The sequence below is a fragment of the Sphingopyxis sp. GW821-FHT10B01 genome (genome assembly GCF_059415685.1).
Genome location: NZ_JBWKNS010000004.1, coordinates 518791 through 539408, shown reverse-complemented (window position 1 = coordinate 539408; position 20618 = coordinate 518791). Strand labels below are relative to the sequence as shown.

The 20618-nt window shown below is 65.3% G+C and carries 17 protein-coding genes; 10 read left to right on the top strand and 7 right to left on the bottom strand.

All coding sequences use genetic code 11. From position 1 onward, the window contains the following. Positions 1-75 precede the first annotated feature (75 nt). The 5 genes from AC07NV_RS15285 (at position 76) to AC07NV_RS15265 (ending at position 8599) form a co-directional block, all read left to right on the top strand. Positions 76-1518, top strand: coding sequence for an NAD(P)-dependent oxidoreductase (locus AC07NV_RS15285; protein WP_495167218.1), 1443 nt, complete (start codon positions 76-78; stop codon positions 1516-1518). Next, positions 1515-2744 carry a DUF2059 domain-containing protein gene (locus AC07NV_RS15280; RefSeq protein WP_495167217.1) on the top strand — a complete coding sequence of 410 codons (1230 nt, stop codon included), beginning with the start codon at positions 1515-1517 and terminating at the stop codon, positions 2742-2744. The genes AC07NV_RS15285 and AC07NV_RS15280 overlap by 4 nt, the downstream gene beginning before the upstream one ends. Positions 2745-2770: 26 nt before the next feature. Beyond that, positions 2771-7297 (top strand): glutamate synthase large subunit, encoded by a 4527-nt coding sequence (gene gltB / locus AC07NV_RS15275; protein WP_495167216.1) that lies wholly within the window; start codon positions 2771-2773, stop codon positions 7295-7297. Between the two features lie 119 nt (positions 7298-7416). Beyond that, positions 7417-7848 carry a hypothetical protein gene (locus AC07NV_RS15270; RefSeq protein ID WP_495167215.1) on the top strand — a complete coding sequence of 144 codons (432 nt, stop codon included), beginning with the start codon at positions 7417-7419 and terminating at the stop codon, positions 7846-7848. A gap of 79 nt (positions 7849-7927) precedes the next feature. Then, positions 7928-8599, top strand: coding sequence for a glutathione S-transferase family protein (locus tag AC07NV_RS15265; protein ID WP_248459872.1), 672 nt, complete (start codon positions 7928-7930; stop codon positions 8597-8599). A gap of 124 nt (positions 8600-8723) precedes the next feature. Here the strand turns inward: AC07NV_RS15265 and AC07NV_RS15260 are convergent, their stop codons facing one another. Continuing rightward, complete coding sequence (locus AC07NV_RS15260) at positions 8724-9299, bottom strand: YdeI/OmpD-associated family protein (RefSeq protein WP_495167214.1); 576 nt, start codon at positions 9297-9299, stop codon at positions 8724-8726. A gap of 31 nt (positions 9300-9330) precedes the next feature. Next, the gene (ubiG, locus tag AC07NV_RS15255) at positions 9331-10056 is read right to left on the bottom strand and encodes a bifunctional 2-polyprenyl-6-hydroxyphenol methylase/3-demethylubiquinol 3-O-methyltransferase UbiG (protein WP_495167213.1); all 726 of its coding nucleotides are present in this window, start codon (positions 10054-10056) and stop codon (positions 9331-9333) included. A gap of 160 nt (positions 10057-10216) precedes the next feature. Between ubiG and AC07NV_RS15250 the strand changes: the two genes are divergently transcribed. Further along, entirely contained in the window at positions 10217-11464 is a 1248-nt protein-coding gene (locus tag AC07NV_RS15250) for an aspartate kinase (RefSeq protein ID WP_495167212.1), read from the top strand. A gap of 126 nt (positions 11465-11590) precedes the next feature. Here the strand turns inward: AC07NV_RS15250 and AC07NV_RS15245 are convergent, their stop codons facing one another. Further along, complete coding sequence (locus AC07NV_RS15245; protein ID WP_495167211.1) at positions 11591-12175, bottom strand: inner membrane-spanning protein YciB; 585 nt, start codon at positions 12173-12175, stop codon at positions 11591-11593. 107 nt (positions 12176-12282) lie between these two features. Between AC07NV_RS15245 and AC07NV_RS15240 the strand changes: the two genes are divergently transcribed. Beyond that, complete coding sequence (locus AC07NV_RS15240; protein WP_495167210.1) at positions 12283-12873, top strand: TetR/AcrR family transcriptional regulator; 591 nt, start codon at positions 12283-12285, stop codon at positions 12871-12873. Position 12874: 1 nt separating this feature from the next. Here the strand turns inward: AC07NV_RS15240 and AC07NV_RS15235 are convergent, their stop codons facing one another. The 3 genes from AC07NV_RS15235 to AC07NV_RS15225 are packed head-to-tail and all read right to left on the bottom strand — an operon-like array spanning position 12875 to position 14987. Next, positions 12875-13984 (bottom strand): HlyD family secretion protein, encoded by a 1110-nt coding sequence (locus tag AC07NV_RS15235; RefSeq protein WP_495167209.1) that lies wholly within the window; start codon positions 13982-13984, stop codon positions 12875-12877. Next, a complete protein-coding gene (locus AC07NV_RS15230; RefSeq protein ID WP_495167208.1) occupies positions 13981-14397 on the bottom strand; it encodes a PaaI family thioesterase in 417 nt (138 codons plus the stop codon). The genes AC07NV_RS15235 and AC07NV_RS15230 overlap by 4 nt, the downstream gene beginning before the upstream one ends. Further along, on the bottom strand, positions 14394-14987 hold the full coding sequence (locus AC07NV_RS15225) for a TetR/AcrR family transcriptional regulator (protein ID WP_495167207.1): 594 nt from the start codon (positions 14985-14987) through the stop codon (positions 14394-14396). Before AC07NV_RS15225 ends, AC07NV_RS15230 begins: the two co-directional genes overlap by 4 nt. A gap of 56 nt (positions 14988-15043) precedes the next feature. On the opposite strand from AC07NV_RS15225, the gene AC07NV_RS15220 reads away from it, so the two are divergent. From AC07NV_RS15220 to AC07NV_RS15210, 3 genes are all read left to right on the top strand, one after another. After that, positions 15044-16657, top strand: coding sequence for a DHA2 family efflux MFS transporter permease subunit (locus AC07NV_RS15220; protein ID WP_495167206.1), 1614 nt, complete (start codon positions 15044-15046; stop codon positions 16655-16657). Further along, positions 16609-17430: a hypothetical protein gene (locus AC07NV_RS15215; RefSeq protein WP_495167205.1), complete on the top strand. Its 822-nt coding sequence runs from the start codon at positions 16609-16611 to the stop codon at positions 17428-17430. The genes AC07NV_RS15220 and AC07NV_RS15215 overlap by 49 nt, the downstream gene beginning before the upstream one ends. Positions 17431-17780: 350 nt before the next feature. After that, positions 17781-18218: a hypothetical protein gene (locus tag AC07NV_RS15210; RefSeq protein WP_495167204.1), complete on the top strand. Its 438-nt coding sequence runs from the start codon at positions 17781-17783 to the stop codon at positions 18216-18218. Between the two features lie 146 nt (positions 18219-18364). On the opposite strand, the gene katG is transcribed toward AC07NV_RS15210, so the two are convergent. Further along, positions 18365-20548 carry a catalase/peroxidase HPI gene (gene katG / locus AC07NV_RS15205; protein ID WP_495167203.1) on the bottom strand — a complete coding sequence of 728 codons (2184 nt, stop codon included), beginning with the start codon at positions 20546-20548 and terminating at the stop codon, positions 18365-18367. Between the last annotated feature and the right edge of the window lie 70 nt (positions 20549-20618).

The following is a 20618-nucleotide window of genomic DNA, read 5'->3' as shown; positions in this document are numbered from 1 at the left end:
TGTCCCAACTCGCAATTCGCTCGTGACAGGGCTTTTCGAGCCATGCAATTCCGCCTTCAACGAAGGGGATACTGCATGGCTTCCGATCGCATGCTCCAGTTTGTGGAGCGTGAACAATCCTATCCGGACAAGCGCTCTGCCGAAGACCGCGCGCGCGACTTTCGCGAGATCGCCGAGCGATACGCCGCGCCCGACGCCGACGCACAGGCGGCGCGCTGTTCGCAATGCGGCGTGCCCTATTGCTCGGTGCACTGCCCGCTCCACAACCATATTCCCGACTGGTTGCGCCTGACCGCCGAAGGCCGGTTGCGCGAAGCCTATGAATTGTCGAACGCGACCTCGACGATGCCTGAAATCTGCGGCCGCATCTGCCCGCAGGACCGCTTGTGCGAAGGCAATTGCGTCATCGAGTTTTCGGGCCATGGCGCCGTCACGATCGGCAGCGTCGAGAAATATATCACCGACACCGCCTGGGCCGAAGGCTGGGTCGAACCGCTGCACCCCGGCGCCCCGACCGGCCAGTCGGTCGGCATCATCGGTGCCGGCCCGGCAGGGCTGACCGCGGCCGAATATCTGCGTGTCGCGGGGCATGAGGTCCATGTCTATGACCGCCACGACCGTGCCGGCGGCCTGCTCACCTATGGCATCCCCGGCTTCAAGCTGGAAAAGGACGTCGTGACACGCCGCGTCGAGCGGCTCGCCGAAGGCGGCATCCACTTCCATCTCGGCTTCGACGTCGGCGGCGACGCGACGCTCGACCAGCTTCGCCAGAAGCATGACGCGCTGCTCATCGCGACCGGGGTGTACAAGGCGCGCGAGATCAACGTGCCGGGCAACGCGGCCGAAGGCGTGATTGCCGCGCTCGATTATCTGATCGCATCGAACCGCAAGGGATTTGGCGACGCGGTTCCTGCGTTCGACGACGGCCGGCTGAATGCCGAGGGCAAGCATGTCGTCGTCATCGGCGGCGGCGACACCGCGATGGACTGTGTCCGCACCGCGGTGCGGCAGGGCGCGAAGTCGGTCAAATGCCTCTATCGCCGCGACCGCGAAAATATGCCCGGGTCGCTCCGCGAAGTGTCGAATGCCGAGGAAGAAGGCGTCGAGTTCGTGTGGCTGTCGGCCCCCGAAAGCTTCACCGCCGACAAAAGCGTCAAGCAGGTCGCGGTCGCGGGCATGCGCCTCGGCGCCCCCGACGCGAGCGGCCGCCGCAGCCCCGAGGTCGACCCCGGCCGCCAGTTCGACGTTCCCGCCGACATGGTGATCAAGGCGCTCGGCTTCGATCCCGAGGAACTGCCGCACCTGTTCGGCTCGCCCGACCTGTCGGTGACACGCTGGGGCACGCTGCGCGTCGATCATCAGACGATGATGACCAGTTTACCCGGGGTTTTTGCAGCGGGCGACATCGTCCGCGGCGCCAGCCTGGTCGTCTGGGGCATCCGCGACGGCCGCGATGTCAGCGAACAGATGGCAAAGTGGTTGAAAGTCAAAGCGAAAAGCGAAAAGAAGGCGGCATGACCAACAAAGAAGGAAAAATCATGATGCCGACGTTCAAATCGATCCTGCTCGCCGGGACGATTGCGACCCTGCCGCTGGGCGCACCGGCCATGGCCGCGTTCCAGGAACCTCATGCGGTCGAAGTCACGATCGCACCGGGGGAAGCCGCCGTACCCACATCGCCGGAGGTCGAGGACGAAGCATCGAGCGAGGGTGACAGCGAAGCCTATGCCGCCGAGGCAAAGGCCAAGATGCAGAAGGAAATGGACGAGGCGATCGCGCTGGTCGAAAAGATGTTCGACACCAGCAGCCTGCCGCCGATCGAACCCGCGCGCCTCGCGCTCGGACAAAAGACGATGAACGCGCTGATCCCCGTCGGCAGCCTCGAGCGGATGATCGACAATCTCTACGGCAAGATCTTCAAGACGATCATGGGCGAACTGGGCGGCCAGTCCGATCTGATGATCTCGATCCAGACCGGCGTCGACAACGACAAGATCTCGGCGCTCGACGAAGCGACAAAAGGCAAGATCGCCGACATGTTCGATCCGCACCGCAAGGAACGCGAAGACCAGATCACCAAGGTCATCAAGCCGTTGATCAGCGAAGCGCTGACCGACATGGAAGCGCCGATGCGGGGCGGCATGGCCAAGGCCTATTCCCGCAAATTCACCGCCGCGCAGCTTACCGACCTCAACGCCTTCCTCGCGACGCCGACCGGCACGCTTTATGCCAATGAATGGATGGCGCTGCAGGCCGACCCCGAAGTGATGGTCGCGGTGATGAAGGCGCTGCCGCCGCTGATCACCAAACTCATGGATCGCGGGCCGCAGATCGAAAAGGATATGAAGGATCTGCCAAAGGAAAAGCAGCTCTCCGACTTCAACGACAAGGATCTCGCAAAGCTCGCCAAGCTGATGAAGGTCAGCGTCAAGGAGCTGAAGGAACATCGCGACCAGTGGAACAGCGACACGGCGGAAACGACCGAAGCCGTTGCCGTGGACGCCGCCGAAGCCGCCCCGGCGGATGATTATGCCGCCGCCGCAGACGCGGCGGAAGCGGCGGCGGACGCCGCCGTCGCGGCGGTCGAGGACCCCGCCGAGGACCGCAGCAACTGGTCGGCCGCCGACCGCAAGCGCGTCGAGGATCTCGAGACCGCGTACGAAAACGCCTCGCTGGCCGCGCAGCAGGCCGCCGAAGAAGCGGCGACCAACGCGCGCAAGCGATCGAAGCTACGCAACAACTAGGCGCCTAACCCGTCAGGACGATCAAGATGACCCACTACCCCACCCCCGATCACGCCCGCCTTGAAGCGGAAGGCATGTATCGCCCCGACATGGAATCCGATGCCTGCGGCGTCGGCATGGTCGCGGCGACCGACGGCAAGGCCTCGCGCCGCGTCGTCGAGGCGGCGATCGAAGCGCTGCGCGCCGTCTGGCACCGCGGCGCCGTCGATGCCGACGGCAAGACGGGGGATGGGGCGGGCATTCATGTCGACCTGCCGGTCCGCTTCTTCGACGATGCGATCGCCGCGTCGGGGCACAAGGTGCGCCCGAACCGCCTCGCCGTCGGCATGGTCTTCCTGCCGCGCACCGACCTGGGCGCGCAGGAGGAATGCCGCACGATCGTCGAGGCCGAGATCATCGACGCGGGCTTCACCATCTATGGCTGGCGTCAGGTGCCGGTCGATGTGTCGGTGATCGGCGACAAGGCGCAGCGTACGCGTCCCGAGATCGAGCAGATCATGATCGCCGGGCCGCTGCCCGACGAACAGTCGCTCGCCGAGTTCGAAAAGCAGCTCTATCTCGTTCGCCGCCGCATCGAGAAAAAGGTGATCGCGGCGCAGATCGCCGATTTCTATGTCTGCAGCCTGTCGTGCCGGTCAATCATCTACAAGGGCCTGTTCCTTGCCGAGAGCCTCGCCGATTTCTACCCCGACCTCACGAACAAGCTGTTCGAAAGCCGCGTCGCGATCTTTCACCAGCGCTATTCGACCAACACTTTCCCGCAATGGTGGCTGGCCCAGCCGTTCCGCTGCCTCGCGCATAATGGCGAGATCAACACGATCCGCGGCAACAAGAACTGGATGAAGAGCCACGAGATCAAGATGGCCAGCCTCGCCTTCGGCGAGCATTCGGAAGACATCAAGCCGGTGATTCCGGCGGGCGCATCCGACACCGCCGCGCTCGACGCGGTGTTCGAAACCCTCTGCCGCGCCGGCCGCGACGCACCGACCGCGAAGCTGATCCTCGTCCCCGAGGCGTGGACCAACGAATGCGACGTGCCCGACAACCACCGCGCCATGTACTCCTACCTCGCCAGCGTCATGGAGCCGTGGGACGGCCCCGCCGCGCTCGCGATGACCGACGGCCGCTGGGCGGTTGCGGGCATGGACCGCAACGCGCTGCGCCCGCTGCGCTACACGCTGACCGCCGATAATCTGCTCGTCGTCGGGTCGGAGAGCGGCATGGTGCTGCTCCCCGAAGCGAGCATCCGCAAGAAGGGCCGCCTCGGCCCCGGCCAGATGATCGCCGTCGACCTCGAAGAAGGCGTTTTGTACGAAGACCTCGCGATCAAGGACAAGATCGCCGACACGCACGACTACCGCTCGCGCGTCCGCGGCTTCCGCACGATGGCCGATCTGCCCAAGGGCGGCAAGTCGAGCCTGCCGGTGTTCGACCGCAGCGAGCTGCTCCGCCGCCAGGTCGCCGCCGGACTGACCATGGAGGATATGGAGCTGATCCTGTCGCCGATGGTCGAGGACGCCAAGGAAGCGATCGGTTCGATGGGCGACGACACGCCGCTCGCCGTCATCTCGGACAAGCCACGCCACGTTGCGCAATTCTTCCGCCAGAATTTCAGCCAGGTCACCAACCCGCCGATCGACAGTCTGCGCGAACGGCATGTGATGAGCCTGAAGACGCGCTTCGCCAACCTCGCCAACATCCTCGATGAGCGCGGGCAGAGCGACCATGTGCTTGCGATCGATAGCCCCGTGCTCGTCGGCGACGACTGGGATCGCTTGCGCGCCTATTTCGGCGATGCGGTTGCCGACATCGATTGCACATTCGCGGTCGGCGGCGATGCCGCGACGCTGCGCGAAGCGATCGCGCGCGTCCGCCGCGAGGCCGAGGACGCGGTCCGCGCGGGACGCAGCGAATTGTTCCTGACCGACCAGTCGATCGGTGAAAACCGCGTCGGCATGGCGATGGTGCTGGCGGCCGCGGCGGTCCATACCCACCTCGTGCGCAAGGGACTGCGCAGCTACGCCTCGATCAACGTCCGTTCGGCCGAAGTGCTCGACACCCACGCCTTTGCCGTGCTCGTCGGCGTCGGCGCGACGACGGTCCACGCCTATCTGACCGAAGCCGCGATCGCCGATCGTCAGGCACGCGGCCTGTTCGGCGAATTGAGCCTCGACGATTGCCGCCTGCGTTTCCGCAAGGCGATCGACGACGGCCTGCTCAAAATCCTCGCCAAGATGGGAATCGCCGTGATCTCCAGCTATCGCGGCGGCTATAATTTCGAAGCAGTCGGCCTGTCGCGCGCGCTCGTCAACGACCTCTTTCCCGGCATGCCGGCCAAGATTTCGGGCGAAGGCTATCAGTCGCTCTTCATCAACGCGACCGAGAAGCATGAGGCGGCGTTCGACAAGCGCGTCACCACCCTGCCGATCGGCGGCTTCTATCGCCAGCGCGCGGGCGGCGAGGCCCACGCCTATTCGGCGCAGCTGATGCACCTGTTGCAGACCGCGGTCGCGACCGACAGCTATTCGACCTATCTGCAATTCGCGCGCGGGGTGGCCGACCTGCCGCCGATTTATCTCCGCGACCTGATGGAGTTCAACTATCCGGCGCAGGGCGTCCTGCTCGACAGCGTCGAGGCGATCACCGAGATCCGCAAGCGCTTCGTCACCCCGGGCATGTCGCTCGGCGCGCTGTCGCCCGAGGCGCATGAAACGCTGGCGATCGCGATGAACCGCATCGGTGCCAAGGCGGTGTCGGGCGAAGGCGGGGAAGCGAGCGAACGCTATCGCCCCTATGCCAATGGCGACAACGCCAACAGCAATATCAAGCAGATCGCATCGGGCCGCTTCGGCGTCACCGCCGAATATCTCGGCGCGTGCGACGAGATCGAGATCAAGGTCGCGCAAGGCGCCAAGCCCGGCGAGGGCGGCCAGCTTCCGGGCTTCAAGGTCACCGAGTTCATCGCGCGCCTGCGCCATGCGACGCCGGGCGTGACGCTGATCAGCCCGCCGCCGCACCACGATATCTATTCGATCGAGGATCTGGCGCAGCTCATCTACGACCTGAAGCAGATCAACCCCAAGGCGCGTGTCTGCGTGAAGCTCGTGTCGAGCGCGGGCATCGGCACCGTCGCCGCCGGCGTGGCCAAGGCACACGCCGACGTCATCCTTGTCGCGGGCAACACCGGCGGCACCGGCGCCAGCCCGCAGACGAGCGTCAAATATGCCGGCACCCCGTGGGAAATGGGCCTCAGCGAAGTCAATCAGGTGCTGACGCTCAACGGCCTGCGCCATCGTATCCGCCTCCGCACCGACGGCGGGCTCAAGACCGGGCGCGATATCGTCATCGCGGCGATCCTCGGCGCCGAGGAATATGGCATCGGCACGCTCAGCCTCGTCGCGATGGGCTGCATCATGGTGCGCCAGTGCCATTCGAACACCTGCCCCGTCGGCGTCTGCACGCAGGACGAGAAACTGCGCCAGAAGTTCACCGGCAGCCCCGAGAAAGTCATCAACCTGATGACTTTCATCGCAGAGGAAGTTCGGGAAATCCTCGCCAAGCTGGGTTGCCGCAGCCTCGACGAGGTGATCGGTCGCACCGAATTGCTGCGTCAGGTCAGCCGCGGCGCCGAACATCTCGACGACCTCGACCTGAACCCGATCCTCGCCAAGGTCGACGCCCCCGACGATCAGCGCCGCTCGCAAGGCCCGAGCTTCCGCAACCCGGTGCCCGACAGCCTCGACGCGCAGATCCTGAGCGATGCGAAGCCACTGTTCGAACGCGGCGAGCGCATGCAGCTCACCTATAATGTCCGCAACACGCATCGCGCCGTCGGCACGCGCCTGTCGGCCGAAGTCACCGCGCGCTTCGGAATGAGCGGCCTCGCCGACAATCATGTGCAGGTCCGCCTGCGCGGCACCGCGGGCCAGTCGCTCGGCGCCTTCCTGTGCAGCGGCATCACGCTCGAAGTCTTCGGCGATGCCAACGACTATGTCGGCAAGGGCCTCTCGGGCGGCCGCATCGTCGTGCGTCCGACGGTGTCGAGCCCGCTGGTCAGCCAGCACAACAGCATCATCGGCAACACCGTCCTCTATGGCGCGACGTCGGGTACCCTCCTCGCGGCTGGTCAGGCCGGCGAGCGTTTCGCAGTCCGCAATTCGGGCGCGAAGGTCGTCGTCGAAGGCTGCGGCGCGAACGGCTGCGAATATATGACCGGCGGCACCGCGGTGATCCTTGGCCCCGTCGGCTCGAACTTCGGCGCGGGCATGACCGGCGGCATGGCCTTCATCCTCGACACCGACGGCCAGTTCGAACGCCGCGCCAATGCCGAATCGATCACTTGGCAGCGGATCGACAGCGCACATTGGGAAATGGTGCTGAAAGAGCTGGTCGAAGATCACGCCAAGGCGACGGGAAGCAAATGGTCGAACGAGGTTCTTGCCGACTGGGACCGCTGGCAAGGACAATTCTGGCAGGTGTGCCCGAAGGAAATGCTCAGCCGCCTCGCTTATCCGCTGAGCGACGCCGAAGCCGAGGTGATTGCGGCCGAATGATCTCGTCGCGCAGGCGGTGCGGCCCGTCGCACCGCCACATGACGTTCAGCGCAGCGAAAGCGTTGCGTGCTTACACACGCCGCTTTGATGAACCATGCGTCCTTTGAAAGGATGGAGTCATGACCCGCTTTGCCCTGATCGCCCTCCCCCTGCTCGCGCTCGCCGCGCCGCTGCCTGCTGCGGCCGCCGATAGCCAGATGCGCGGCGCAGTCGCAACGTTGAACGACCCGGCAGCGCAGGACCGGATGGCCGACACCATCACCGCGCTCGTCGGTGCGTTGATGCAGATGCAGGTCGGACCACTCGCCAAAGCCGTCGCACAGGTCGACCCCGAATCGGACGCCGCCTATATTCCCCCCGACGCCACGCTGGGCGAAGTGACCGGCCGCGATCCCGAATATGCAGAGCGAATGGGCGACGATGTCCGCGCCGGAACGCGCATGGCCGGACATGCCGCCTCGGCACTCGCGGCTTATGCCCCGGTCCTCAAAGACATGGCGCGCGATCTTGCGGCACAGTGGGAAAGAGAGCGCGCCGACGCGCGCCGCTAGGGCATAATCCACAATTCTGATCGTCCCGGGCGCGCCATAGCCGTTGCGCGTGGCGCCCCGCTGCCGCTATGCCGGGGGCATGTGGCAACTCTATCAATTCCCGCTCTGTCCCTTCTCGCGCAAGGTCCGCCTTTTGCTGGGCGAAAAGGGCGTCGGTTATGAATTGGTGCGCGAATCGCCGTGGGAACGCCGCGACGAGTTCATCGATCTGAATCCGGCCGGGCGCACCCCGGTGATGGTCGATCAGGCGCGCGGCCAGGTGCTCATGGACAGCATGGCGATCGCCGAATATTTCGAGGAAACCGTCGAAGGCAAGGCGATGATCAACGGCACGGCGGCCAGCCGCGCCGAGATCCGCCGGCTGACGTCATGGTTCGATCATGACTTCTATTATGAAGTCACCGGCCCGTTGCTGTTCGAACGGATGCAGAAACGCATCGTCCACCGCCAGCCACCCGACGGCGGTGCGCTGCGCGAGGCGATGAAGGCGGCGAACAACCATCTCGACTATGTCGATTATCTGATCGACCACCGCACCTGGCTGGCCGGCGCGACGATGAGCCTCGCCGACCTGACCGCAGCCGCGCATATCTCGGTCGCCGACTATCTCGGCGGGATCGACTGGACGGGGCACGAGCAGACCAAGGGCTGGTATTCGGGGCTGAAATCGCGCCCGAGCTTTCGCCCACTGCTCGCCGAGCGGATGGAGATTGTGACGCCGCCGAAATATTATGAGGATGTGGATTTTTGACGCTTCGGAATGCGAAGCGTTCCGAAGCGTCAACCCCCGCGAAGGCGGGGGTCGCTGGCGTCTGGAACAGCAGCGTAGTGACAAGCCGACTGCGGCCCCCGCCTTCGCGGGGGCGATGTTCTAGTCAGCAACCCTTATACTTCCAGTTCCGGTCCTTGCCCTCGGCGACCTGCGCGACGATCGTCTCGATCCGCTTGACGCGCGTTTCCTCGCGCTTCGCCTCGATCGCCCATTCGATATAGTCTCGCCGCTTCCCCGGCGAGAAGGCGTCCCAATGGCTTTGCGCTGCGGTATTCGCCTTCAGCGCCGAGCCCAAGTCGGCGGGCAAGTCGAGCGCCGCCTTCGGCTGCGGTGCCGGACGCTTCGGTTTCCCTTCGGCACAGAGCGCCGCCGCCTTGGTGATCATTGCCGCCATCGCTTCGTCACCCGGCAGGTCGGCCAGCGACGCGAGCCGCCCCATGCTCCCCAACGCGCCCTTGTTGCGCGGCGAGCCCGTCACTTCCTCGTCGCGCCAGAAGCCGAAGGTCGCATGATCCTTGAATGCCGCCATGCCCGCCAGATTCTGTCCGCCGAGTACGAAATGCGGCACACCCCATTTCAGCGTCTCTTGCGAGCCCGGCGCATGGCGGTGCACCAACACGCGCAAATGGGTCAGGATCGGTTGCGCGAAGGGCAGCGCCTTCGCGATATAGGCGTCCACGCGTGGATCGCGCGCGCCAGTCACTCGGCGCTCAGCCCGGCCACCGCGCCGCGACCAGATAGTTCAGCGCTTCGCTGCCGCCGAGCTTGAAGCCCTTCGCGGGCGAAGGCGACAGGCCGGTCCGGTCGATGACCTCCAGCCCCGCGCCTTCGAGCAGCTTGGTCAGCTCCTCGGGCTTGAGAAACTGGTCCCAGTCGTGTGTTCCGCGCGGCACCACGCCGACCCGTTCGGCCGCCTCGACAAGCAAAAGTTTTGACAGCGCGGTGCGGTTAGGGGTCGACAATATCATCAGCCCACCGGGCGCAAGACGCGCCGCGAGTTCGGCGATGAAGGCGGCGGGATCGGTGACATGTTCGACGACCTCCATCGAGGTGACGAGGTCGAAGGTCGCGGGCGACAGCGCGGCGAGTTCGCCGGCATGATAAGTGATCGCAAGCCCCTGTCCCGCGGCATGATCGCGCGCCGCGGAAATATTCTCCGGCGCCGCATCGACGCCGGTCACCGTGGCCCCCATTCGCGCGAGCGGTTCGGCGAGCAGGCCCGCGCCGCACCCGACGTCGATCGCGCTGCGCCCCGCAAGCGCATAGCGATCGCGCGCATCGACATGCCAATGCGCGTCGACCTGCGCGCGGATATAGGAAAGGCGCACCGGGTTGAGCTTGTGCAGCATCGCCGACGAGCCATGCGGGTCCCACCAGTCGGCGGCGAGCGCGCCAAAATGGGCGGCTTCGTGCGGGTTGATCGTGGCAGCACTCATGCCCCGCGATGTGGCACTCCGCCTCGCGCCATGCAAGAAATTCTATCCGCCGCATACGAAGCCGGTCTTGCCATCCTCCTTCCCCTTGCCTAACGACGCGAGCGCCGCGGAAATGCTTGGAAAAGTTGCGGCCGAAACCAGATCAGGAAAGCGGGGCGACATGGCGCGGATCGTGATGAAATTCGGGGGCACGTCGATGGCGGGCACCGAGCGGATTCGCACCGTGGCGAAACTCGTCGCGCGCGAAGTCGCCAACGGCAATGAAGTCGCGGTCGTCGTCTCGGCGATGGCGGGCGAAACCGACCGGCTTGTCAATTTCTGCCGCGAGGCGAACCCGCGTTACGACCCCGCCGAATATGACGTCGTCGTCGCCGCGGGCGAACAGATCACGTCGGGCCTGCTCGCGCTGACCCTGCAGGCGATGGGGACCCCGGCGCGCAGCTGGCTCGGCTGGCAACTTCCGATCCGCACCGAGGAAGCGCACGCCCGCGCGCGCATCACCGACATCGACACCGGCGCACTCGCCGCCGCGATGGCGAAGGGCGAAGTCGCGGTCATTCCGGGGTTTCAGGGCCTGATGGACGACGGCCGCGTCTCGACGCTCGGCCGCGGCGGGTCGGACACCAGCGCGGTCGCGGTTGCCGCGGCGCTCAAGGCCGACCGCTGCGACATCTACACCGACGTCGACGGGGTCTACACCACCGATCCGCGCATCGTCGCGCGTGCGCGCAAGCTCGATTATGTCACCTATGAGGAAATGCTCGAACTCGCGAGCGTCGGCGCCAAAGTGCTCCAGACCCGCTCGGTCGGGCTCGCGATGAAAGAGGGCGTGCGCGTGCAGGTCCTGTCCAGCTTCGTCGAAGGCGACGAAGCCCCCGCCACCGGCACGATGATCGTCAGCGACGAGGAAATAGAGGAACATCAGATGGAACGGCAGCTGATCACCGGCATCGCCCACGACAAGAATGAAGCCAAGGTCATCGTCACGCGCGTGCCCGACAAGCCGGGCGCGGTCGCCAACATCTTCGGCCCGCTCGCCGCAGCCGGGATCAACGTCGACATGATCATCCAGAACGTGGGCCGCGAGAAGGGCGAGACCGACGTGACCTTCACCGTTCCCGCCACCGATCTCCTCCGCTCGATCGACCTGATCGAGGGTTCGAAGGACAAGATCGGCTTCAACCGCATCATCAGCGACGACAAGGTCGCGAAGATCAGCGTCGTCGGCGTCGGCATGAAAAGCCACGCCGGGGTCGCCAGCACGATGTTCCGTGCCTTGGCCGACCGCGGCATCAACATCCAGGCGATCTCGACCAGCGAGATCAAGGTCAGCGTGCTGATCGACGAAGACGAGACCGAACTCGCGGTGCGCGTGCTGCACACGGCTTACGGGCTCGACGCCGACTAACTGACCGCTCGCGAGAGTTGTGTTCCCCGGCGAAGGCCGGGGCCCAGCTGGCATGGCGCGACAACGCGTGGACCCCGGCTTTCGCCGGGGCGCACCAAATGAGCGTCAATGAGATGGTTGGCGCGGCTATTTGGCCGCAAGCGGCTGTCGTTCGCTGCCCGCGCCGCGGCGCAGCCGCGCTTGCCCGATGACATGCACCACCGCGATGTGGACCGCGAACAGGCCGAATTTCGACGCCAGCGGGAATATCCCGATAAATAGCGGCCACCACGCAGTGAAGAAGATCGCAATGATCAGATTGAGGCCCGCGCTTGTGAACATCAGCGCCGCCCAGATCATGCCGAACCGGTCCATGACGTCGCCGACCAGCGCCAATTGTTCGGGCACGATATAGCGATTGAGCCAGCCACGGCGCAACATCACGCTCCCGACGATCAGATAGACGATCGTGGGCTTCACCATCACAAAACGCGGATCGCCGGTGAAAAGCGTCGCGGCGGCGGTGAAAAGCACCGAGGCCAGGCTGATCCACTGCAGGGCCGCGACCCTTTTGCCGCGCACCAGTTCATAGCCGACGACCGCGATGGCAACCGCGGTGCCCGCAATCGTCGCGGGCACGATCCCCGCACCGGCGACCAGCAACACTGCAAAGACGATGACGCCCAAGGAGTCGAACAGCATCGGCCCGAGAGCATAAAGCAAGGTTTTCATCCGCCTGTCCTTCCAGTCAATGTTTCCACTGTCAATATTGAGGATCGCGAAGATCCAAGTCAAGCGCAAAATTGACATCGTCAACATTGGAGCGCTAAGCGGACTTCATGACCAAGCCCTATCATCATGGCGACCTGCGCGCGGCGCTGCTCGTGGCGGCTGAAGAGATCGTAAACCGCGACGGCGTCGCCGGCCTGACCTTGCGCGGCGTTGCACGCGATGTCGGCGCCTCGCACGCGGCGCCCAAAAATCATTTCGACGATTTGACCGGTCTCGTCAGCGAACTTGCCGCGGTCGGCTTCACCCGCTTTGCCGACCGGATGCAGGCCGCGGCCGCGCAGCACGCCGACCCGCAGGACAAGCTCAACGCCATCGGCCGCGCCTATGTCGAATTCGCGCTCGCCGACCCCGGGCTGTTCCAACTGATGTTCCGCGGCGAACGCCTCGACAAGACACGCCCAGCCCTGCACGAGGCGATGCTGCGTGCGTTCGGCACGCTGACTGGCTCGGTCGCGGCCACCCACGAAGGCGATCCCGACGCCGCTAGAGCCACCCGCGCCCACGCGGCGCGCGCGTGGAGCATGGTCCACGGCTTTGCGATCCTGCTGCTCGACGACCGGCTCAACCCGTTGCTCGACGCCGACGCGCCGCGCGCGGACGCGCTGGCGCTGCTCGACGACATGCTCACGTTCGACTGATTTAGCGCAGCTTCACCTTTGCGGTAACCGACAGCCCGGGCCGTAACCGCGCCAGCGCCGCCTGCCCCGGATCGAGCCGGATGCGGACGCCCACGCGCTGGACAATCTTGGTGAAATTGCCCGATCCGGGCTCGAACGGCAGCAGGGTGAACTCGCTCGCCGATCCGGGCGCGAGGCTCTCGACCGTACCCGTCAGCGGATCGCCACCGAGCGCGTCGACCGCGACCTCGGCCTTTTGCCCGGGGCGCATCTCGCGCGTCTGGGTTTCCTTGAAATTGGCGACGACATAGATTGAGCGCACCGGGACGACCGACAGCAGGCGCGATCCCGGCTGGACATAGTCGCCGACCTGGATGCGGCGGTTGCCCACCACGCCGTCGATCGGTGCGGCGACCAAAGTATGGCCGCGGTCGAGCTTCGCGAGTGCAAGCGCCGCGCGCGCTTTTGCCGCGGCGGCTTCGGCGGCCTTCACCTGCGCGGCGAGGATCGGCCCGCGCGCGCGCGTCACCGACGCTTCCTCGATGCTGGCGCCCAGATCGGCGCGCGAGCGCTGTGCTGCCGACGCCGCGCCGACCGCGGTCGCATCGACCTGCTCGGCATCGCGCCGAGTGACGAAACCATCGACGAGCAGCGCATTATAGCGCCGGCGATCGGCGGCGGCGCGGGCCGATTCGGCGTCCGCCGCGGCGATCTGCGTATTGATCGACCGGATATGCGCCGCCGCCAGCTTCTGCTCTGCGCCCAGCGAGGCGAGCGTCGCGCGCGCCGTGGCGACCTGCGCATCGGCGTCGGCGACTGCGGCCTCGGCCGCCAGCACGCGCGAGTCATAGTCGCGCACGTCGATCCGCACGAGCGGCGCTCCGACCCGCACAGCCTGATTGTCGCGCACCAGCACCGCGGTCACCAGCCCGCCGACGCGCGGTGCGACTTCGCTCGCATCGGCCTGCAGATAGGCATTGTCGGTCGATTCGGACGTGCGCGGCGCGGTGAGCCACCAGATGCCGACCGCCGCGATAACGAGCGCGATCAGTCCGACCACGCCCGCCTTGCGCGGCACGGCGAAGCGCGTCTTCACGGGCGCGTCGGTATCGAAGGTCGCGGGCGCATTCATGGCGTGATCACCAGCAGCGTCGAGGTTGCCGTCGCGAGCAGCCGCCCTTCCGCGTCGGTCAGTTTCGCCTCGGTATAAGCGACGCGGCGACCGATCGAGATCACCCGGCCCTCGGCGCGCACCTTGCCCGTCGTACCGGTCATCGCCTTGAGGTAGGATGTATTGAGCTCGAGCGTCGTCATCGCCTGATCGTCGGCAAGCTTCGTCACCACCGCGATACCGCAGGCCGAATCGAGCAAGGTCGCGGCATAACCACCATGGACGGTCCCCATCGGATTATAATGTTCGGGACCCGGCACGCCCTCGAACGCCGCCCAGCCTTCCCCCGCATCGACAAGCTGGAACCCCAGCGTGTCGCCGATCGGCGGACGGCCACCGGAGGCGATCAGCCCTTGCACCTTCGCGAGCGTCATTGCGGCGTCTCCAGTCCGTAGCGCGTGACAATGCTGGCATGCGTGTCCGCAAGCATCGCATCGGACAGTGCGGGATCGCCAACGGCACGCGCCAACGCGACACCGCCGACAAGCTGAGCGAGCAACGCGTGCGATTCCGCCTCGGCATCGGCGTAACCGAGTTCGGCCAGCGGCGCCGCGAGGCGGCTCGCAATCCCCTCGACCCCCGCCCCGAAGCGTTCGCGCGTCGCGGGTTGCGAGCGCGCAAAATCGCCCGACAAGGTCGGCAGCGGGCAGCCGCGATCACGGCTGTCGCGATGCGCTGGTGACAGATAGAAATCGACATAGGCGCGCAGCACCGCGCGCGGGTCGCCGGCCGCATCGATCCGTTCGGTGCGCTTGCGCGCATCGGCGAACATCGTCCCGATCGCCTCTTTCACCAGCGCGTCCTTCGACGGGAAATGGGCATAGAAACCGCCGTGGGTCAGCCCGGCGCGCGCCATGATGCCCGACACCGCGACATTGTCGGGTCCCTTCGCGCGAATCTCCTTCGCCGCCTCTTTCAAAACACGGTCGCGGGTTTCTGCCTTGTGGCCACTTGAATAGCGCACTTGTCGTCTCCTTTTATATGACGCATATAATATAAAGACGACAGGACACAAGACCCATGGCCTCCATCCCGCTTTCTCCCGGGCAATCCCCCGCCGCCGCAGACGCGCTCTTCGATCCGGCTGCGATGCCCAACGCGCGGAAATATCTGATCTTTGCGGTGATGGCGTTCGGCCAGTTCATGGCGCTGATCGATATCCAGATCGTCGCCGCATCGCTCAACGAGGTGCAGGCGGGACTCAGCGCCGGCCCCGACGAGATCAGCTGGGTGCAGACCGCCTATCTGATGGCCGAACTCGTGATGATCCCCTTCTCGGCCTTTCTCGCGCAGGCGCTGTCGACGCGCTGGCTGTTCGCGACGTCGGCGGGGCTGTTCACGATTGCGTCCATGCTCTGCGGGCTCGCATGGAACATCGAATCGATGATCCTGTTCCGCGCCGTGCAAGGCTTTGTCGGCGGCGCGATGATCCCGACGGTGTTCGCGACCGGCTATATGCTGTTCGAGGGCAAGCAGCGCGCGATGATCCCCGCGATCCTCGGCATGGTGTCGGTGCTCGCGCCCACATTGGGCCCGACGGTCGGCGGCTGGATCACCGACGCGATGGGCTGGCGCTGGGTCTTTTTCATCAACGTCGTGCCGGGCGCCGCGGTGACGCTCGCGATCGTCGCGCTGGTCAAGATCGACAAGCCCAATCTACCGATGCTGCGCCGGATCGACTGGGTGCATCTTGCCTCGATGGCAATCTTCCTCGCCGGGCTCGAGTTTGTGCTCGAGGAAGGACCGAAGCATGAATGGTTCAGCGAGCCGTCGATCGCGATCGCGGGCTGGCTGTCGTTCGTCGCCTTCGGCCTGTTCCTCGAACGCTCGTTCCGCTCCGACGGGCCGATCGTGAAGCTCACCCCCTTTCGCAAACCGACCTTCGCCTTCGCCTGCGTGTTCAACTTGGTGATCGGTTTCGGCCTTTATTCGAGCACCTATCTGGTCCCGATCTTCCTCGGCCGCGTGCAGGGCTATAATGCGTCGGAGATCGGGACGACGGTGTTCGTCTCGGGGCTAGCCCAGCTGCTCGGCGTCCCGATCGCCGCCGCGCTGTCACAGAAGGTCGACCAGCGCATTGTCATCACCTTCGGGCTCACGCTCTTCGCGGTGGGGCTCTGGATGTTCAGCTTCATGACCCCCGAATGGGGCTTCGCGGCGCTCTTCTGGCCGCAAGTGGTGCGCAGCTTTGCCATCATGCTGTGCATCGTCCCGTCGGTCGGGCTTGCGCTCGGCAATTTCGAAGGGCCCGAACTGCGCTACGCCTCGGGCCTGTTCAACCTGATGCGCAACCTCGGCGGCGCGATCGGCATCGCGCTCGTCAACACCTGGCTCGGCGACAATCTGCGGCTCCATATGCTGCGGCTATCGGAAGCGCTCGGCCGGTCGAGCGAGGCCGCGAACGAAGCCGCAGCGGGGCTGGCACAACATATCGGGCGCACCGTTTCCGACCCCGCACTCGCGCAACAGATGGCCGGGGGGATGCTCGGCCGCATCGTCGGGCGCGAGGCGCTGACCCTCGCCTTCGACGACGTCTTCCGCCTGATGGCCTATCTGTTTCTGGCGGCGCTGGTGATGGTGCCCTTTTGCAAACCACCCCCGATCGGCGGCCCCGCGCCGACGGACGCTCACTAACCGATTGGCTGGGAAACGGGTCGCGACCAGCCGGTTGCAAAAATTGCTCAGGGCTGCAAAATCGCGCGTCGAAAGGCGGGCCTCGGGAGGAGGCAAAAGCAGCAGATGGGGTTTTTATGCGAATCGAAGGCGATTATGCTGAAGACGGTTTTGCAACGATCAGGGGCTTGATCCCTCCAGAGGTCGCCTCGAATCTCTTCAAGCAATTGCAGATCGACCTTTCGGCTGCAGGAAAGTCTTTCGAGAGTTTCGCCCAGTCGCACCCCCTTTCGAAGCAACAGACTGTCGACATCTCCGGTCATTTCTATCGCCCGCTGACAACCTTTCTGTGGGGCCTCACACCGATCGTCAGCGAGCTTACCGGCGCCGACCTGCTGCCCAGCTACGATTATTTTCGCATCTATCAGAAGGACGATATCTGCCGCGTCCATTCGGATCGCCCTTCGTGCGAGCACAGCGTGTCGCTCACGCTTGCTTATAGCGACGATTTGCCATGGCCGCTTGAAGTCGGATCCCTGCGCGTGGACGGCGAAGCCCCGTGCGTCGAGGATTTCGGCGACGAACCCTTTTCTGCGATCGAGATGCAACCCGGCGACGCGGTGCTGTATCGCGGGATTGATCTGCGCCACGGCCGGACCAAGCCCAATCCCAACCGATGGTCCGCGCATCTTTTCCTGTTCTGGGTCGAGCGTGGCGGCGATTTTGAGCAGCACGCATTCGATGAACAACGCCTCAAGTCGGAATTGAAGCGCGTCACCAATGTGACGGTCTAGGCGAGGCCGTGTGACCGAGGCCTGGCGGCAGGTCCGCTTCGGCCAGAAGCTGCCCCACCTATCATCGTCACCATAGGCTTGATCCGGGGTTCATAACTTCAGCGCTGCGACGGACCCCGGATCAGGTCCGGGATGACGAATGTCGTCTTACGACCGATTGCTGCCGATAGAGATGTGTGCCCCGGCGAAAGCCGGGGTCCAGAAGCCTGACGCGGACCTCGCGTGTTTCCGCATGGGCCCCGGCTTTCGCCGGGGTGCACAAGTGGCAGCTTCCCACCCCAAAGCCGACGTTCGAGCCGACGTTCGAATAGTCCTTTCCTACATTATCCGGCCATGCTCCATACTGTCCGATGGAACACAGCCCCTCACTCACCCCGCTCCTCGCCGACACTTGCCTCGCCTTCGCGCCAGTACTGCAGCAGCGCAACCGCGCCGACGGCTGGACGCCTGAAACGCAGGCCAATTTCATCCGTGCGCTCGAAGCGATGGGCTCGGTCGGCAAGGCAGCGCGCGCCGTCGGCATGGGCCGCGCCTCCGCCTATCGCCTGCGCGAACGGCCCGAGGCCGTCAGCTTCGCCGCCGCGTGGGACCGCGCGATCTTTATGGGGCGCACGCATCAGTTCAGCATCGCGATGGACCGCGCACTCAACGGCGTCACCACCGTCCGCGTACTGAAAGGCGGCGCGATCGACGTCAGCGGCGGCCCCGATATGGCCGTCGTGCACGCCGCGCTACGCGACGAAGCAACCCCGCCGCACCTCCTTAAAGCGACAAAGGAGACATTTTGAACGCGCACGTCCGACTCTTTTGTCGCTTTAAGGCCAAAAAAAGACCCGCCCCCGGGCCCATGTTCCCGAGGGCGGGTCGCGACCCGTCGTCTTGTGTGGCCGCCGCTGCCCCCGCGGCATGATGCGGGGACAGCGGCGCCAGAAGATCAGGCCAGGTCGAAACGGTCGGCGTTCATCACCTTGGTCCAGGCCTTGATGAAGTCGCGCGCGAACTTCTCTTCATGGCCCTTCTCGGCATAGACTTCGGCGGTCGCGCGCAGCTGCGAGTTCGAGCCGAAGATCAGGTCGGTACGCGTCGCACGCCAGCGTTCGGTGCGCCCGCCGCGGTCGTAACCGATGAACTCCTCGTCGGCGCTGGTGTCGACGACTTCCCAGAGCGTGTCCATGTCGAGCAGGTTGACGAAGAAGTCGTTCGTCAACTGACCCACACGGTTGGTGAACACGCCCTCCTTCTTGCCGCCCGCGTTCGCACCGAGGACACGAAGCCCCCCGATCAGCACGGTCAGTTCGGGCACCGACAGGCCGAGCAGCGACGCGCGGTCGAGCATCAGTTCCTCGGTCTTCACGCTGTGCTTGGTCGAGAGGTAATTGCGGAAAGCGTCGGCTTTCGGCTCCATCACCTCGAAGCTTTCGGCGTCGGTCCATTCGGCGGTCGCGTCGCCGCGGCCACCGGTGAAAGGCACCGACACGTTGAAGCCCGCATCCTTCGCCGCTTTCTCGACCGCCGCCGAACCGGCCAGCACGATCGCGTCGGCCAGCGACAGCGACCCGCGCAGTTCGTTGATCTTGCCGAGCACCTTGGCAAGCTCCGCCGGATCATTGACCGCCCAGTCCTTTTGCGGTGCCAGCGCAATGCGCGCCCCATTGGCGCCGCCGCGGAAGTCCGACTTGCGGAAGGTCGAGGCCGAAGCCCACGCCGCCTTGACGAGCTCGCCGACGCTCAGGCCCGAGCCGAGGATCGCGCTCTTGAATGCCGAGACATCGCCATCCGAGGGCTTGGTACCGGCCGGAACCGGGTCCTGCCAGATCAAGTCTTCGGCGGGCACTTCGGGGCCGAGGTAGCGAACCTTCGGACCCATGTCGCGGTGGCACAGCTTGAACCACGCCCGCGCAAACGCATCCTTGAACGCTTCATGGTCATTGCGGAACTTCTCCGAAATCTTGCGATAATCGGGGTCGACCTTCAGCGCCATGTCGGCGGTCGTCATCATCGTCGGGACGCGCTTGCCGGGATTATGCGCGTCGGGCGCCTTATCCTCTTCCTTCTGGTTGATCGGCTGCCATTGCTGCGCACCCGCGGGGCTGCGCACCAGCTCGTAATCATAGTCGAGCAACAGGCGGAAGAAATTCTCCGACCATTCGGTCGGCGTGTTGACCCACGCACCCTCGAGCCCGCTGGTGATCGCATGTGCACCGACGCCGGTCTCGAAGCTCGACGACCAGCCAAGGCCTTGCAGCGCGATGTCCGAGCCCTCAGGCGACTCCCCGACCAGGCTCGCGTCGCCCGCGCCATGCGCCTTGCCGAAGGTGTGGCCGCCCGCGGTCAGCGCGACGACTTCCTCGTCGTTCATCGCCATACGTTCGAAGGTGACCTTCATGTCGCGCGCCGACAGCAGCGGGTCGGGGTTGCCGCCCGGCCCCTCGGGATTGACGTAGATCAGCCCCATCTGGATCGCCGCGAGCGGGTTTTCGAGGTCGAGTTGCTTGTCGGGGTCGATGCGCGTCTGCACGCCCTCGCTGACCCACAGATCCTCGGCGCCCCAATAGATGTCGCGCTCGGCCTCATAGACGTCGGCGCGGCCACCGCCGAAACCAAACACCGGCCCGCCCATCGATTCGATCGCGACATTGCCGGTCAGGATGAACAGGTCGGCCCAGCTGATCTTGCTGCCATATTTCTGCTTGATCGGCCACAGCAGGCGCCGCGCCTTGTCGAGATTGCCATTGTCGGGCCAGCTGTTGAGCGGGGCAAAACGCTGCTGCCCGCTATTGGCGCCGCCGCGTCCGTCGGCGGTGCGGTATGTCCCCGCGGCGTGCCACGCCATGCGGATGAAGAAGGGGCCATAATGACCATAGTCGGCGGGCCACCAAGGCTTGCTGTCGGTCATCAGCGCGGTGATGTCGGCTTTCAGCGCCGCATAGTCGAGCAGCGCGAACGCCTTGGAGTAATCGAAATCCTCGCCCATCGGGCCGGGCGAAGCGCCACCCTGATGCAGGATTTCGAGCGGCAGCGCGTCGGGCCACCAGTCCTTGTTCGTCCGGCCAAGCAGGCCACGGTTCTTGCCGACCGGGCAGCCTTTTGCGGGATCGATGGGGGTGGGGTCGTTCATGCAGTCTCTCCTTTTATGGTTTATCGGAAAGTGTGGCGCCGGCCGATGACCGGCGCATGACGAGCGGGCG

Bases quoted from the DNA above. Each gene is read 5' to 3' on its own strand.
- AC07NV_RS15245 (WP_495167211.1), bottom strand. From the start codon at position 12,175: ATGAAAACCTTGCTTTATGCTCTCGGGCCGATGCTGTTCGACTCCTTG.
- AC07NV_RS15250 (WP_495167212.1), top strand. From the start codon at position 10,217: ATGGCGCGGATCGTGATGAAATTCGGGGGCACGTCGATGGCGGGCACC.
- AC07NV_RS15265 (WP_248459872.1), top strand. From the start codon at position 7,928: ATGTGGCAACTCTATCAATTCCCGCTCTGTCCCTTCTCGCGCAAGGTC.
- AC07NV_RS15220 (WP_495167206.1), top strand. From the start codon at position 15,044: ATGGCCTCCATCCCGCTTTCTCCCGGGCAATCCCCCGCCGCCGCAGAC.
- AC07NV_RS15270 (WP_495167215.1), top strand. From the start codon at position 7,417: ATGACCCGCTTTGCCCTGATCGCCCTCCCCCTGCTCGCGCTCGCCGCG.
- AC07NV_RS15285 (WP_495167218.1), top strand. From the start codon at position 76: ATGGCTTCCGATCGCATGCTCCAGTTTGTGGAGCGTGAACAATCCTAT.
- AC07NV_RS15230 (WP_495167208.1), bottom strand. From the start codon at position 14,397: ATGACGCTCGCGAAGGTGCAAGGGCTGATCGCCTCCGGTGGCCGTCCG.
- AC07NV_RS15210 (WP_495167204.1), top strand. From the start codon at position 17,781: ATGGAACACAGCCCCTCACTCACCCCGCTCCTCGCCGACACTTGCCTC.
- AC07NV_RS15280 (WP_495167217.1), top strand. From the start codon at position 1,515: ATGACCAACAAAGAAGGAAAAATCATGATGCCGACGTTCAAATCGATC.
- gltB (WP_495167216.1), top strand. From the start codon at position 2,771: ATGACCCACTACCCCACCCCCGATCACGCCCGCCTTGAAGCGGAAGGC.
- AC07NV_RS15235 (WP_495167209.1), bottom strand. From the start codon at position 13,984: ATGAATGCGCCCGCGACCTTCGATACCGACGCGCCCGTGAAGACGCGC.
- katG (WP_495167203.1), bottom strand. From the start codon at position 20,548: ATGAACGACCCCACCCCCATCGATCCCGCAAAAGGCTGCCCGGTCGGC.
- AC07NV_RS15240 (WP_495167210.1), top strand. From the start codon at position 12,283: ATGACCAAGCCCTATCATCATGGCGACCTGCGCGCGGCGCTGCTCGTG.
- ubiG (WP_495167213.1), bottom strand. From the start codon at position 10,056: ATGAGTGCTGCCACGATCAACCCGCACGAAGCCGCCCATTTTGGCGCG.